Origin of the sequence: Apilactobacillus waqarii, from assembly GCF_019061205.1 — a bacterium.
Lineage (GTDB): Bacteria > Bacillota > Bacilli > Lactobacillales > Lactobacillaceae > Apilactobacillus > Apilactobacillus waqarii.
On the sequence record NZ_JAHQYH010000007.1, the window covers coordinates 34,099 to 51,335 of the forward strand.

General features: G+C 40.1%; 1 protein-coding gene. It reads right to left on the reverse strand.

All coding sequences use genetic code 11. From position 1 onward, the window contains the following. Positions 1-209: 209 nt before the first annotated feature. Positions 210-17,156: a DUF5776 domain-containing protein gene (locus tag KTJ72_RS05415; RefSeq protein WP_217304323.1), complete on the reverse strand. Its 16,947-nt coding sequence runs from the start codon at positions 17,154-17,156 to the stop codon at positions 210-212. Positions 17,157-17,237: the final 81 nt, after the last annotated feature.

A 17,237-nucleotide genomic window follows, 5' to 3' on the forward strand; every position in this document is an offset into this window, starting at 1 on the left:
TAACAAGTAATAGTAAAAATCGTTTTTTTATACAATGAATATAATATATCAATAATTATATTAAATCGTGTATTAACGATTAGTTTTATAAAATCTTAAACAAATAAATGATTCCTTAATATTTTTGCCAGAAATGTGCTCTGCAAAAAGCAATTTTTAAACAAATGTATAAAAAATAAACCCGTTAGGTTTTTCCTAACGGGTTTATTTTACTTATTTGTCTTTACCCAAGTTTTATTGGATGTGATATATTCACCGTGTCCAATATAGAATCTGGTAATTCCATAGAATCTCGCTACGCTTTGTACTCGGATCAATGCGTTCTTTCTGAAATGCTTAACCGTATTTCGCTTAGTGAACTTCTTAGCGTTGTGAACTAAGATGCCCCTATTTCTGATGACACGAATTAGCTTAGTACGACGAACGTAATATGCTGGAATTGTGCCCTTAGCATTGATGTAGCCGTGCTTGATGCGGTACTTAGTACCGTTCTTAGTCTTGACTATTCTCAATACCTTGTATGCGTTAGCTTTATTTCTTGGTCTCTTGGTGAAGTACTTAACGGCATTCTTGCGAGTGAAGTGAGTATTTACGTAAACTCCACGTTTGTTTGTCCAGTAAACGTAAAGTGGTGCTCTCTTCTTCTTAGCAAGCGCAACATAGGTCTTGTTAGAAGTTACATATTGGCCATTACCAATGTATAGACGAGTAATGCTGTAATACTTAACAACCTTCTTAACGTGGATTAATGCACCATGACGAAGTCTAATTACACGTCTCTTGCCGTAATGGAACTTCTTGTCTGTGTGTACCAATACTCCAGTCTTTCTAATGACACGGAATAATGGATGGTTAGTACGGTAGTATGCATCCCTAATATTCTTGTTGAAGTAGATGTAACCACCATTAACCTTTAGGCGTGGGTACTTGTTATGATCTAGAACAACGCCTCTAACCTTGAAGACATGTGCTAATCTTCTTGGTTTCTTAGCGTAACCCTTCACACGATTCTTGATTGTGAAGTGAGTTGAACTGTGTAGGTATAGTCCCTTCACACTGTATACATATGAAGGAGCCTTTCTCTTCAATTCGGCCTTGTATGCTTTCATGTATCTAGATACATAGTCAGCATCCTTGTGCTTCAAGTTTTCAACAGGTAATAACTTAGCAGCACGGCTTCTACCTGCAGATTCAGGTGATTCACCTGCACGAGTCTTAACTGCAACTACATGCATGGCTGTTGTACCATCACCATTAACAACTACCTTAATGATTGTATTTTCATTAGCAGTGTAATTATAACCATCGCCATTATTAACAACTGACTTGTGTTGAACAATCAAGTTACCGTTGCCATCAAGCTTGGCGACCACTTTTCCAATTACATAGGTGTTATCACTGGCATCGAGGTGCGCATTGTCAATTGTAATTGTGCCGTCAGCGTTGATTGGGAATGACTCAACATGGTAGCTTCCATCTTGATTCTTGTTAACTGTTGCCCCAGCAGGTACCAAGTACTTATTATCACTTGAACGAGTTGGCTTAGTTACGATAATTGATCCATTACCGTCACCCTTAACTGGGATGTTACCAATTGATTGAGTATCTTGACCACCGTGGTTGAAATGAACATGGTTAATTTCATCATTAACAGGTGACAACACTGGATTGCTTGGTACTGTTTGACCTTCTGGAATAGTTGTTCCGGAATAACCTGGGATATTGGATTCAATTGTTTCGCTACCATCTCTATTGATATGAATAGTTGCGGCATCATCAATTGATTTAGCTTTTTCACCAGGTTGAGCAGGTTCTTGTTCATCTTGTTGAATTAAGGTTGCAGCAACATGGTATGAAACGTTGTTATTCTTATCAACTTCAATTGTAATTGGTTCACCAGCATCAGCTTGGTAAGCATGGTGCGGAATAGTTGGATCAGTTACAACGGATGTCTTAGCAACTGTTAGGTCACCGGTATTTGGATCAACCTTAGCTGTTACAGGTCCAATTACTGACTTTGTCTTATCATTCTTGTCATCGAAGAATGCATTATCAATGTTTAGAGTCCCGTCGGCGTTGGCTGGAATCTTATTACCATTTACTTGGTAAGCACCGGTATCCTTGTTCTTAGTTACTGTTGAACCAGCTGGAACCATGTAGTAGTTACCATCGTTACCCTTAATCAACTTGGTCTTGGTTGTGGCGATGTTCCCATCGTCATCAATCTTAGCAGACAAGTCAGTTTGAGCTTGTAGTTGACCATTTGCATCGACAACATTAGCGTTTTTAATATTAACATTACCGTTCTCATCGATTGATAGTGAATCACCGTGGTAAGTACCATCATCATTCTTGGTTATGACGGTTCCGGCAGGAATTACATGCTTACCATCAGTTGACTTAGTAGTCTTGGTTACAACGACGTTACCATCATCATCACCCTTAACTGGTAAGTCGGCCTTAGCACCGGTATCCTTTCCATCACTATCAAAATGAACATCAGAAGCTGTTCCTTGAGTTGGTGTTAATACTGGCTTAGTGGTATCTTGACTAGCTGGTACGTTAGTTTGACCAGTAAAACCGGGAACGTTTGAGATAACATCCTTAGTACCATCGCTATTGTAGTGAATAGTTGCGGCACCAGGTTGAACCTTACCGTTCTTACCTGGTTGTGCTGGAACCTTTTCGTCTTGGATGATTGGAGTTGCATCAATGTGGTATTCAACTCCACCCTTACCATCGGACTTAATAATAATTGGGTCACCGGCAGTGGCCTTGTAAACACGACCTGGGTCACTTGGATCAGGTACTACAGTGTCTTTGCTTACGGTTAGCTTACCAGTGTTGTCATCGATGTTTGCCACAATACTGTTAATGACACCCTTACCTGGTTCTAGTTTGTCATCATAGTGAGCATTATCAATTGTTACTTGACCATCCTTGATTGGAAGTGGACTTCCGTTTACTTGGTATTGGCCTGTTGTTTCGTTCTTAGTTACAGGCGAACATGCTGGAATGATGTAGTCATAACCATCATCACCCTTAGCAACTTCATCCTTGGCAGTTGTGATGTTACCTTGATCATCAACTTTGGCAACTAAGTCCTTATGAGCCTTAGTATCACCCTTACTATCGTTAACGTTAGCGTTATTGATAGTTACGGTACCGTCTTCGTTGACTGGTAATGAATCACCGTGGTACTTGCCATCGTCACCCTTGGTAATGTTGCTTCCCTTAGGAATCATGTACTTACCATCGGTTGACTTGGTGTTTTGAGTCACAATGATATTACCTTTATCATCACCCTTGACTTGAACGTCACCAGTGGAACCAGTGGCCTTCTTGTCAGTATCAAATGATACGTCGTGAGCAACATCGTTAACTGGAGTCAACTTAGCATGACTAGTATCAGCATCGTTTGGAAGTCCAGTTTGACCAGTGTATCCAGGGACGTTTGAAACGATATCCTTAGTACCATCACTGTTGTAATGAACCTTGGCACCATTTGGTTGAGTCTTACCATTGTCACCTAATTGAGCATCGATTGTTTTATCTTGAGCAATTGGAGTGGCATCCACATGGTATTCAACTCCACCTTTTCCGTCTGGCTTGATGGTAATTGAATCACCGGCGTTCACTTGGTAAGCCTTAGTTGGGTCGTTTGGATCAGTGACAACGGCGGTCTTATCAACTGTCATTGTACCCTTATCTGGATCGACCTTAGCGGTTACAGGGCCAATTACTGAATTAGTCTTATCGTCTTTGTCATCGTAGTGAGCATTGGCGATATTGACGATACCATCACTTGGTGAAGGCAACTTATTACCAACAGCTTCATATGAATTGTCACCTGGGTTCATGTTAACGTTTGAACCGCTTGGAATAATGTAGTAGTTGCCATCTTTACCCTTAACAATGACGTTATCACTTGTGGTGATATTACCGTTATCGTCGGTGGTTACTGGTAGTTTTTGACCGTGGTCTACTTGAACTCTACCAGCTTGGTCGTATACTGAGGCGTTATCAATTTCACCCTTGGATGGGTAAATTGGTACTTGATACAAACTCTTAGCTGGGTTTGTTGGATCAGCAACGACTTGAATTTGTCTACCAGTCGCATACTTGTAGCCATCAGGAATTGCCGAAACAGCCTTGTAAGCGTCAGCACTACCTGCATAGATAGGAGTATTATCCTTATCGTTTGCGTAGATAAAGTACTTAGTGGTATCGGCAGAAACTGGTTTATTGGTATAAATATCAATAAATTGAACGTTTTGTCTTGCTGAATATGGAGAGTTATCAGCAATTACAACTTTAGCATTTGGATCAACATTACCGTTGTTATCCATCCAATCAACAACTTGTGTTGATGGTTGATATACGTGGTAACCGTTATTTTCATATCCACCACTAGGCAAGTTAGCATCTAAGACATGACCAGTAGTCTTATCGATAACAACCTTACCGTTACCATTAGGAACACCATTGTTGTTATCAATCAATGTTGCATTATTGATTACTGCGGTATCATCCTTGGCATTCAATGAGTATGAACCATTGTCATTATTAATTTCTGTACCAGCATTAGCTTGATATGCTTGCTTGCCCTTAACAATGTGAACTCCTTGGTCATCGGCTAAAGTCATCGTTCCCTTGTTCAAGTCGATGTTGGCATGAACATCACGAACTCCGATAACGTTGCCTTTTTCGTCCTTAACGGCAACGTTTGGCAATGTTACCTGACGAGTACCTGCATCATATGGATATGATGGAACTGTCCAGTTACCATTGCTATCCTTGATGACTTCACTACCAGGTAAAATGATTCTACCGTTTGGAGTAGTTACAGGTTGAGTTACCTTAATTGTGCCATCGCTTTGACCTTGAATTGGAAGTTTATCAATGGCTGAACCAGTATCCTTACCATCGTTGTCTAGGATATGAACATTATCGATGGTACCAGTAGTTGGTTTCAATACTGGGTTAGTTGGTAGTGGTTCACCATTTGGAATGGTGTCACCGGTAAATCCAGGAACGTTGGAAATGACTGTCTTGCTACCGTCTTTATTGACATGAATAGTAGCAGCGCCATCTTGAACCGAACCGTTTTGACCAACTTGAGCGTTAACCTTCTTATCTTGTTCAATAATCGTAGCTGGAATATGGTATTCAGGTTCACCGTTAGCATCCTTAGTAATGGTAATTGGATCACCTGGATTTACTTGGTATGCCTTTGTTGAATCGGTTGGATCAGTGACAACGGTGGTCTTATTAACGGTCATAGTGCCATTTGATGGATCAACGTTGGCTGAAACATCACTGATAACGGACTTGGAAGGATCAGCCTTGTCATCTAAGTGAGCGTTATCGATGTTAACAGTTCCATCTGTGTTGGTGGTCAACTTGCTACCTTGAGCAGTGTAACTACCATCACCAGAACTGTTTGGAACAACCGATGTGTTCTTCGTAATGACGTAGTAGTTGCCATCCTTTCCCTTGGCGATAACATCCTTAGTGGTGTTAATTGAACCATCATCGTTAGTTACAACAGGTAATGATTGACTGTGGTCGACCTTAATGTCACCTTTTTGATCCAAGACACTAGCATTGGTGATTTCCCCTTGTGCTGGAACAACTGGAACAATGTAGGTACGCTTGTCTTTATCACTGTCATCATCATTATTAGTTTGTTGAACGATAATTTGCTTACCCTTGGCGTAGCTGTATCCACTTGGAATGCCAGTTACAGCTTGAGCAGCATTTGAACCACCAGCAAAAATTGGTAGTAAATCATCATCGTTAACCTTAACTGATGGGTTGTTAGTGTTATCTGTAAAGACTTGGTTGTTGTAAATGTTTATGAACTTAACGTGGTTGTTTGCGTGGTATGGTGCGTTGTCGGTAACACGGACAATTGCATTGTCGTTAACGTTGCCAGTTTCGTCACTCCATTGAACAGTTTGACCAGTTGGATCATAAACGTGGAATCCTGCATTTTGGTTACCACCAGTTGATGGTAAGTCGGCAATCAAGACGTTACCGGTAGTCTTATCGACTCTAACCATGCCGCTACCGACGTTGGCATTGTTGTTAACGTCAATCAATGTGGCGTTATGAATCACGGCAGTATCGTTGTAGGTATTTACATACAAATGATTGTTGTCTGAAACGATTGGGTTTCCAGCATCAGCTTGATATGCATCGGTGCTTGTAGTTGCGTGAACACCTTGTGGGTTGGCAACGGAAAGTGTTCCGTTTGCTAAATCCACATTGGCAACAACATCTTGATGGTCGATTACGTTCCCTTTATCATCCTTGATTGGAAGTTGTGATAAGGTTACTTGTCTGTTACCTGCATCGTATGGGTATGATTGAGCGTGCCAGTTGCCATCCTTGTCCTTGGTTACCTTGGTATTAGCAAGGATAATCTTACCGTCTGGAGTGGTGATTGACTTGGTGGTCTTAATTGAACCATCATCTTGGCCAATAACTGGTAGGTTGTCAGCAGTTTCACCGGTGTCATTTCCGTTGATGTCATCCATGTGAACACCATTAATGTTTTGGGCACTTGGTGTTAAGACAACTGGGTTTGGCACTGGTTGTCCTTCAGGAATATCGTATCCTTTAAAACCAGGAACGTTTGAAACAACGGTCTTGCTACCGTCATCGTTAACATGAATCTTGGCTGCACCATCAGTTATAGTACCGTTTTGACCAGTCTTTGCTGAAATAGATTGATTTTGAGCAACCTTTTCAGCGTTGACATGGTAAGTAACGTTACCATCTTGATCGACTGACTTAGTAATTGGTGTATTACTGTAGGCAATATATACATTCCCCTTGTCATCCTTGGTAACACTGCCTTTAGCAACGGTCATGTTCCCATTATCGTCAACCTTAGCAATTAACTTGCCGGTTTCTGATGTCTTGTCTGAAGCGTCATAACTACCATTTGGAATGTTGATAGTTCCATCTGGGTTAACTGGGAATGAATCGCCGTGGTAGTTATCATCGGATCCCTTGGTTACGGTTGAACCAGCAGGAATCATGTACTTGCCATCAGTTGACTTAGTGTTCTTAGTAACCACAATGTCACCATTTTGGTTACCCTTAACAGGCACGTCACCAGTTGAACCGGTGTCCTTGCCGTCATCGTTAAAGTGAACACCCTTAATGACATCGTTAGTTGGTGTTAAGACGACGTTTCCAGTATCTTGATCAACTGGGACATTGCTTTGTCCAGCAAATCCTGGGATGTTAGAAGCAATTGTCTTAGTACCATTATCTGGGTTGATTGTGACTGTGGCAGCATTATCGATGCGTTGACTGTTAGCACCGGCCTTGGCAGGGATATTTTGAGTTGCTGGTACAGCATGAGCGGCAACGTGATATTGAACATCACCATTTTCATACTTAGGATTTACTGCTTCACCTTCATCTACTTGGTAGATTGTGCCATCTGGAGCCTTAGTTACTGAAGCCTTAGCAATGGTAATCTTGCCTGTATCGGGATCAATATTGGCAGTAATCTTACCTGGGTATGAAGTGTTTTCATCCTTGTCGTATTGTCCATTGGTAATGTCGAAGGTCCCATCTGGATTTGCGGGGATGGTGTATCCATCAGCATGGTATGTGCCATCGGCTTCTTGACGAACGTTTGAACCCTTTGGAACAAAGTAGTAGTTAGGGTCATCATTCATCCCTTTAGCCACGTGATCCTTAGATGTTGTGATTGTACCATCTTCGTTGGTATTAACAGGCAACTTGGTGATGGCCTTTTCTTGATTATCCTTACCATCAATAATGGCTGTTGGTAGTTCAGCCTTGGTAGGAACAACCGGAATTACATATTCAAAACTGCCGTCATTATTCTTGTTAACAATGATGTTCTTGCCAGCATCGTATACATAGTTATCAGGTAATTCATTAATTGCCTTAGCAGCATCCTTTGTACCATAGTTAATTGGCATTCCATCTGAATGAGTAACCTTTAATTGGTATGTCTTGGAACCATCGGTAAAGACTTCACCAGTGTATGAATTCTTGAACTTCACATCAGAAATGAAATCATATGGATAGTTTTCAACAACCTTAACGGAGGCATTGGTGTTGACGTTACCATTACCATCGCCCCAATCAACAGTTTGAGTATCAGGATTGCTGATGTGGTATCCTTCGTGGTTACCACCTAGTGTGGCAACGTTTGATAAGTCTGAACTTGGTAGAATCTTACCAGTTGATTTATCAACATTGATTAATGCAGTACCATCAACCTTATTACCCTTTTCGTCGATCAATGTAGCGTTGGTAATTCTGGCGGTATCGTCTTCACTCTTAGCTTGGTAACCATTACCAGTCTTAATGACTGGAATACCATTGTTAGCTTGATATGCATAACCATCTTGAGTAATGGTGTGAACTCCACCATCAGATGGTTGGTTCAATGTTAGTGAACCATCGTCGTTTAACTTAGCGTAGATTGGTTGACTGTTTAGTTTCTTACCATTTTCATCGGTAATTGTTGCTTCGTTAATCATAACGTTACCATTCTTATCGATTGGAAGAGTTTGAACGTGGTAACTTCCATCAGTGTTGATTGTGACTGGTGAGTTTGCCATTGCAACGTTTGAGCCATCGTCAGTCTTGGTGTTCTTAACAACAGTAACTGAACCATCATCGTGTCCTTGAACACTCATGTTGGTAATTATCTTACCAGTATCCTTACTATTAACGTCATCAGCGTGAGTAGTTGGTAATGTGGTAATACCAGGAGTTAATACTGGAAGACTTGTGTCTGTATCGGATGAAACATTGTCGTTACCAGTGAATCCAGGAACGTTAGACTTGATTGTCTTAGTGCCGTCTGGATTGGTGTGGATGATTGCTCCACCTTGAATTGTTCCACCGTTCTTACCAGCCTTAGCAGGAACGACTTGATTTTGTTGTTGAACTTGACTAGTAATGTGATAAGTAGTTGATCCATCTGGGTTAACTACCGGAGTAATCTTGCTACCCTTCTTGGCAACATAGACATTACCCTTACCGTCTTCAACGGCAGTATCACTATTAACAGTTAGTGAACCGTCATCATTTAGATGAGCCACAACTGGTTTAACAACACTGGTACCGTTAGTACCATCATAAGAAGCATTGTGGATTGTGACAGTACCGTCTGGGTTTCTTGATAACGAGTCGGCATGGTAAGTACCATCGGCATTCTTGGTGACCTTAGCACCTGCTGGAACGACGTACTTGCCGTTTTTTGAAGAAGTATTTGAAATGACAGTCACACTACCATCATCATGACCTTGAACTTGTAGTTGATCAGTAGTTGATCCAGTGTCTTGTCCATTTTGGTCATTGTGAACGCCGTCAATTGTTTCCTTAATTGGAGTTAGTTTGAATTGACTGGTGCTGGTGTTAGCAGGAATTTCTTCACTCTTTTGACCGTTATCCAAACCAAATCCAGCAACGTTAGATGTAACTGTCTTTACACCTGTCTTAGGGTCATAAGTAACGGTTGCACCATTGTTAACTAATGGACCGTTAGCTCCGGCGATTGCTGGAACATCTTTTCTAATCTTGTGTCCAACAGTTTGAACGTGGTATTCGGTAACACCATTATTAACTGTATTTTCAACGATTGTGTTGGCCTTAGCAGTGTAGGCATCGTTATTGTTACCAATTAATGTGGTATCGTTAACAACCTTAATCTTACCGTCGGGACCGACAATTCCTTTAATGGTACCGGTCAATCCGGTGTCTTTATCCTTATGCATAAAGTGAACATTGTTGATTGTGACGGTTTGATCAGTTGGATTGTATTGTAGACCATCAACGCTTGGTTGATTTTGACCGTTGGTAGAAACGACTGAACCTGCGGGGATGATGTATGAGCCATCGGCACTAGTTGTGTTATTAGCAACAACTTGGCTACCATCAGCATCGGTATTTACAGGAAGATTACTGATAGTTGAGTTAGTCTTTTGACCGTCAGATGTAACGGCAACGTTACCCATTCCAATCAATTGACCAGTGGTGTTGTAACCACCACCAATAGTGTTTGGTGTATTTGGTTGAATGGTTTGACCTGAGTTGATTTGGTAGGTATTACCATCACTTCCGGTAACAACACCGTTGTTTGGTACCTTAGTGATTGTGGTATTACCGTTAGCATCACCACTAACAGTTACACTGACAGACTTGTTAATGACATTACCATTACCGTCAGTTACTGAAATGTTAGTTTGAGAAGTAGTTGGTGTAACAATGTATTTGTCTTGGCCGCTGTACTTCTTAGCTGTTGATGATGTGAAGCCAGGATTATCAGGGGTTACGAATGGTTTACCGTTACCGGTATTGGCGTTGTAAGTACCCTTACCAACACTTGAACCATTGGCGGTTACTAGGTCAACTGTTTGTTGGTCAACTGGAGTACCGTCTGGAAGCAATGATAGGTAGTAGTAATCTGAATCGTTACTATTTGAAGCAACGTGAACCAATACATCCTTATTTGCTGTTAGAACGTTATTGATTGTGTACTTGTTACCATCGCTATCGGTAATCTTGGCAATTGGTTTAGTAGTATCTGTATTATCAGCCACAACGCCATCTGATTGTTGATCAGATAATGCTGTAATGTCGATGTATACAGGTTTCTTATCTTGTTTTCTTGGGTCATTGTGACCAGTGATTAGAACATTTACAACCTTGTTTGTATCTTGACCGGTCAAAGCATTGTAAATGTGAACATTGACTGCTTGAGGAGTGTTATTGGTTGTAACATTAAATGTTGTATCCTTGTCGTTTTGTTGTGAATTGTATCCTGGCAAATCAGGTGTTACCACCATATGACCATCTTTGTCATAGCTAATGGTTCCTGAGAATGGAAGGATTGTACCATCTTCACGTTGGATTGGTACCTTATCACCGGTATTGTAGTTAAATTCTTTCTTAGCAACGTTAATGATTGGGGTGTAATTACCTTGACTATCCTTATTCAAGTCAATTGCACTACCAGCAGTAACAGTGTAGCTAATGTGCTTGCCGCTTGCGTCTTGCATGCCGACAAATCCGCCGTTAACAACACTGGTAATGCGAGAAGTACCATCTTCGTTACCTTGAACCATGACGGTTGCAGATCCGACTTTTTGACCAGAGTCTTGATCGATAATGTCCACGTTGGTTTGAACCGGTGCGGTCGCAGGTTCTAAGATAGCATCACCATTGCCATCGAATTGTGCGTTAGGAGATGGTGCGAAACCAGGCATGTTAGCAGTTGCTTGTTTGCCACCTGAAGCATTTGCTGAGATGGTAGCACCACCCTTGATTGAGTTGCCTGAATCAGTTACGGCATTAACTTGTTCAGTACCCACATAACTTGGGGTAACGTAAACATTGAATTCACCTTGCTTGCTCATATCAGGAGCAATTGCAGTTCCAGTTGTAACAGTGTATCCATTGTGACCATTTGTCAATGTTGCGTTACTTGGTGAATCAATAGATGTAATGTATGAATTACCATCTGAATTACCTTGAACGTGAACAGCCATAGTACCAATGTTGTCACCGGTATTAGCATCTAAAACATTAATAGTGGTTTGAACCGGACTCTTTGAAGGAGTCAAGATAGCACTACCGGTGGCATCCATATTGGCTGGTGTACTACCATCAAAACCTGGCATGTTAGATATTGATGTCTTAACCCCATCTTTGGTCTTAATCGTAGCTCCTGCAATAACATCGTTACCCTTATCAGTAACACCCTCTACAGAGTAATCTGCAACAGGTTCTGGTTTAGCAACAATTGATGCAGTGACTTTTCCGGCATTGTATTGAGGGGTTAGAACATCACCCTTCTTGACCGTGTATTTATTACCGTTACTGTCTCTGAAGTCAGATGGATTGTCCACTGAAACAACATATGAATGACCATCGTTATTACCTTGAACATCCACTTGAATGACACCCACGTGACTACCATCAACACTACTAATTACAGGAACGGTAATACGAACTGGAGAAGCTGATGGTGTAACAACGGCACTGTTTCCTTTCATTTGACCAGGGTTACTACCATCAAAACCTGGCATACCAGGTTTAATCGTCAATGTACCATCACTATTAATAACGGTTGCCCCACCATCAACAGCGACGCCATCTGGAGTAATGGCTGGAGTCTTAGTAACAACATCGTTATCAACTTGACCTTCAGCATAAACGATGACATTACCGGAATTATCAGTGTAGGCCTTAACGTTGTCACCAACGCTTACCTTATACTTATTACCATCGTCCGTCTTATAGATACCCCTACCTTTAATATCGGTAATCTTTGAAGTACCATCATTTTGGCCTTGAGCAGATGCTTCAATATAGACTGGTTTATTATTAACCATTAATTGAGTAGTGGTACCTGGTTGATATACTGGAATCTTGATACTAACCGGGTTAGCAGATGGCTTAACGACATCTTTTTGATTAGCACCTGTCCCTGTTGTTTGGGTATTGGCAGATGAATCGAAGCCTGGTAGGTAGGTAACTGTGTGAAGACTACCATCTGCATCTTGGCGTCTGTATCCACCTTGATCAACTGTGCTACCTGAAGGAGTAACAACATTTACGAACTTCTTATCACTATTACCAGTTAGTTGAACGTGATAAGTTGGATTACCCTTTGCATCAGTGACAATTCCAATCTTAGTCTTGTTATCGATGGTGTATTGCAAACCATCATTCTTACCGGATGAAACATTTACTGGTTGAACAGCATTAACTGTGCCATCACTGTTACCCTTAACTTGAACAGATGCGGTCAATCCGGTTGGGTTACCGTTAGCATCATCGATGTAAACTGTGGCGGTACCGACAGCTGGTTGAACGGTATACATTCCATAACTGTCTGTGTTTAGACCACTATTATTAGCTGAAACAGCAAAACCAGGGAGTTGTGGAGTAATTGCAATTACGTTTCCATTGGACTTATCAATCTTAGCAATTCCCTTAAACGGAATCTTAGTTCCTGAAGGAGTATCGATTGGTAATAAAGATCCATCTTGAATAAATTGAACGTCAGGAACATAAATATCATAAGTAGATTTATCGTATTGCTTCATTGGAGTTTGTGATAAATCAAGAGTGTAACCCTTGTTATTGTTGGATACATCACTAGCTAACTTGGTAAATGCGGTCTTCGCTTGGTAGTTAGAAGTATCGTATGAACCGTTATTTAAAATGGCATCGACTGGCATCTTAGTGATTCCAACTAATCTAGTCTTGTCACCGTTAGAAGCGATAACTCTGATTGTTGCAAAACTTGTTTCCTTATTGTTTGCATCTGCACCACTGTATGATGAATCGTCAAATGGTGTGATGTTTTGATTATTAATTAGGTATTCACGATATTCTGGACTTGGTAACGGATCACTTGAAGTCTTATTAGTGTAGTATTGAGCTTCGTTGGTATCACGATCGCTTAAGTGATTCAAAATCCCACTAATGTTCTTCAAGAATCCTTGTGCAGTAGGCATTGCGGCAATTGAGTGCATATCGTTATCAGAACCGTAGTTACTCTTTAGCTTAAGTTCTTGTCCATTGTCTAGACGAGTCCAAACACTGTTGAATCCTTCAACGTTAGTTTGGTAACTATTGTTACCAGGACGAAGTGAACTTGAAACACTGGCAATTGGTTGATATGCAGGTCCTTGCCAGTCTGCCAAACCAGTTTGCATGAATGTATTCAAACGAATTCCAACAGTATCGATTGGCTTAGTACCTAAATCGATATCACCGTTGAATCGAATGCTGCCATCACTTAGTGTGGTTGAATTGCTTGAATCCAATGTGATGGTTTGGGCTAATGTTTCATTATTGTTATTAGCCTTGTACATATTACGGTAAACATCACCATTATTTGACTTGGCATCAAATGAACCGGTAACGTAGTGAACTTCTACTTGATGTTCTTTAGCATCGTCACCAGGATTGTTTAATGTTGCTTCAAATTTAGCATGATAGTGACCGTTAGCATCTTGATATGTTTGAATGTTGTGGTTAAATTCAATTGATGGAGAACCAGAAAAGTCGATAGATGTATCATTTCTGGCGTTTTGTCCTGAAATAACCTTTGGTGTATTACCATTAAACGCTTCGTTAATTCTCTTAACAACGTTTTGGTTATCAGACATTCCCGCAACCGTTTGTCCTAACGCCTTAGCGATATTAATGATAATGTTTGGTAAATCGGAATCATTAATATTTTTAAGTTTATTAGCAAGTTCTCTCTTACTCATCCCTGCTAAATCAGCGAATGTACTTCCACTTAAGTAAGATTTTTGTGTATTTAATGCATTTTTATTATTAGTATCATTCAAGTAGTAAGTTGAATTGATTGCTCTGTTAACATCATTCTTCCAGACATTGGCAATCGCGGTATTAATTTCAGCTTGAGTTGGATTATCACCGTTTTTAGCCTTTTCTGGGTTATAAGCACCGCTACGGTTAGGATCTGGGTTAACAATGTTTCCATTTAAGACTTGATCACTGTAGTCTTGCTTACTTGCAATAATGTCTTCATACAATTGAACAAAGTATTGTAAGTAGTTGAATGCTTGATCGAAGCTGACACCGTTAACAGTTACACCTGTATCTGGCACTTCACCCCAGGTGTATGGATAACTGAAACTAAAACGTTTCTTACTACTATCAGAACCGGATGGCTTGTATCCGTTAGTGGTTCCGTTAATATCTTGGAAAATTTCACTACTGTTGAAACTGTCATCGTTTTCACCCAGTGCAGTACCATTACGACGGTAGTGATAGATGTATGGGTTCAATAAGTAACCACTATTAGTCTTAATACTTGCGATGTTTTCTTGATCCAAAATAGCACCGAAAACATCAATTGAAGAAAGACTTAACTTTGGACCGGCAGCTCCCATTGAAGAACCTGGAGTAACGTTTAGTGTTAAATTAAATTTCTTTGGGTTAAACGCAACGATTGGTAGGAAAGCAACACGAATTGGGTGATCCTTTGAACCAGTATTCATGTTGACATTTAGTGTCCCGTTTTGAAGAACCAAAATCTTACTGCTTGATTGATTTCTACGACCACCAGTAGTCATGGTTGAATATGGACCATAAATAAAGGCGTTGTACAAACCGGCATTGGCAGTGGTTGGAATCTTAGCATCAACGTTGAATGCACCACCACTTAGGATTTGCATTCCATGACCTAGCCAAACAACAGCATCTGCTCGCTTGTTGTTCCATCCACTAGCAACAGAAGATGTGTTATTAGGACCATTAACCAAGTTAGAGTTCAAAGCAGTTGGTGTAACACCATCTGGAACAACTAAGTTAACGGTACCTTTGATAACGATATTTCCGCTATCACCTGATCCGGTATCAGCTGGATTATTAATATTTCCAACACGAATACCATTGGTATTATTACTCAAAGTAATGTTTACCTTGGCACCCTTGTGGACGTTAATGTTGTTGTTAGCAACAATTCCATAACTAGGCATCATAGTAGAATCAATGTAGTTAGTCTTTACAGTCTTTCCCCAACTCTTTTGGTAAACGTAGTTATCAATTTCAACCGGGCTTAAGTTAACGTTGGCGTTTTCTTGGAACACGATGTAGTTAGCCATCAATGAGTTAAATGCATATTGGCCGTTTTCACCGACAACAAACTTACCACCGGATGGGTTCAAGTTCTTGTATGTTTCTGCATATGTAATCACACCATTGTTTGTGGTTGCGTCAGAGGCATAGACATTAGCACCTAATACATAGTTACCATTACCATTATTTGGATTGAATAGATTGTCAAAGGTATCGTTATATCTGACGTTATCGTATTCAACAAATCCATTTCCGTTTACAACGTATGGATTAGCTAAACTAGTAACATTTTGAATCTTAACAACAGATCCACTATCTGATTTGTTAAATGTGTATGTTCCACTTAGTGAGAATTTATTTTGACCATCAATTACTAGGTTACCTAGGTTAGTAACAGTTCCACTTGAGTTAATGTTGTTAGTTAAAACAATCTTTTGGATACTGTTGGTTCCTGAAGCGACCATGGCACTATTGAATTGATTGTTGTTATTAGCGTAAACAATTCCGTTATTGAAGTCGTTTACCATCTTGTTAAATGCTGTCTTGTATTGAGCAGCACTTGTATCAGTATTGTTTTCAGGTACATTTTTATCGTCTGGTTTGGCGTCGTATCCAGATACGTTAAACTTATCCTTTGAATCAAATTGTTGATTTAATGCGTTTCTAACACCCATGTAGGAATTATCGTACATTGATTGTAAACCGGAATCAGCACTAGGACGATTGCTTCCTTGGGTGTAATTATCTGATCCTGAAGTTGTCGCATCATTAAATGCGGCATCGGCAGTCTTTCTAAAATCAACACCATACTTGTAAGCAATATATAGCATTGATGAAGTATTGGCAGCTGCCTTCTTGATATCGTCGATTGATGAACTAGCCATGTTGTCTGAGACGCTCTTGGATTGATCAGCATTGACCCCTTCGTAAGCCGCACTGTAAAGTTCCTTGCTGTTGTTGTCTGTTATATCATCATTATCGGCTTTGCGATTACTGTAAGCATCGTTAACACCTTGATTAATTGATTGGGTGTATTGCTTGTTAGCATCATTTGAATCTTTGGCATTACCTTGTAAATGCTTTTGGTAGTTATCGGCATCATTAGCGGATTGGTTGTTAACAATGTCAGTAGTTTGATTTTGATTATTTGATTGATCGGTTGCACCTAAACGATTTGATAACTTGTTGTCGCTGTTATCATTTTGTTTTTGATTATCGTTATTATTGGTTGATTGACCATTATCCTTGTTAGCATCATTTTGATTTTGTTGATCATTATTTGATGCAGTTTGCTTATTATCATCAGATTGTTGGTTTGATGATTGCTGATTATTATTAGGTTGAACAACTTCAGTGTTGTTCTTGGTAGTATCATCAGCGTGGGCAGAAACTCCGTGTGACATTAATGCCAGTGAAGTTCCACCTAGAAAAGCAAATGAAGCTAATGAGACGACAACCCATTGTTTCTTTACTTTTCGTAGAATCTTTTTATCATTGGTTTTTTGAAATTCATTCTTATTGTATTGCAAAGAAAGCCCTCCCCTGTTATTTATTGACTCTCTAAATCCTTAATTTAGTGTTTTATACAAACAGAACATCTAAATTAACCA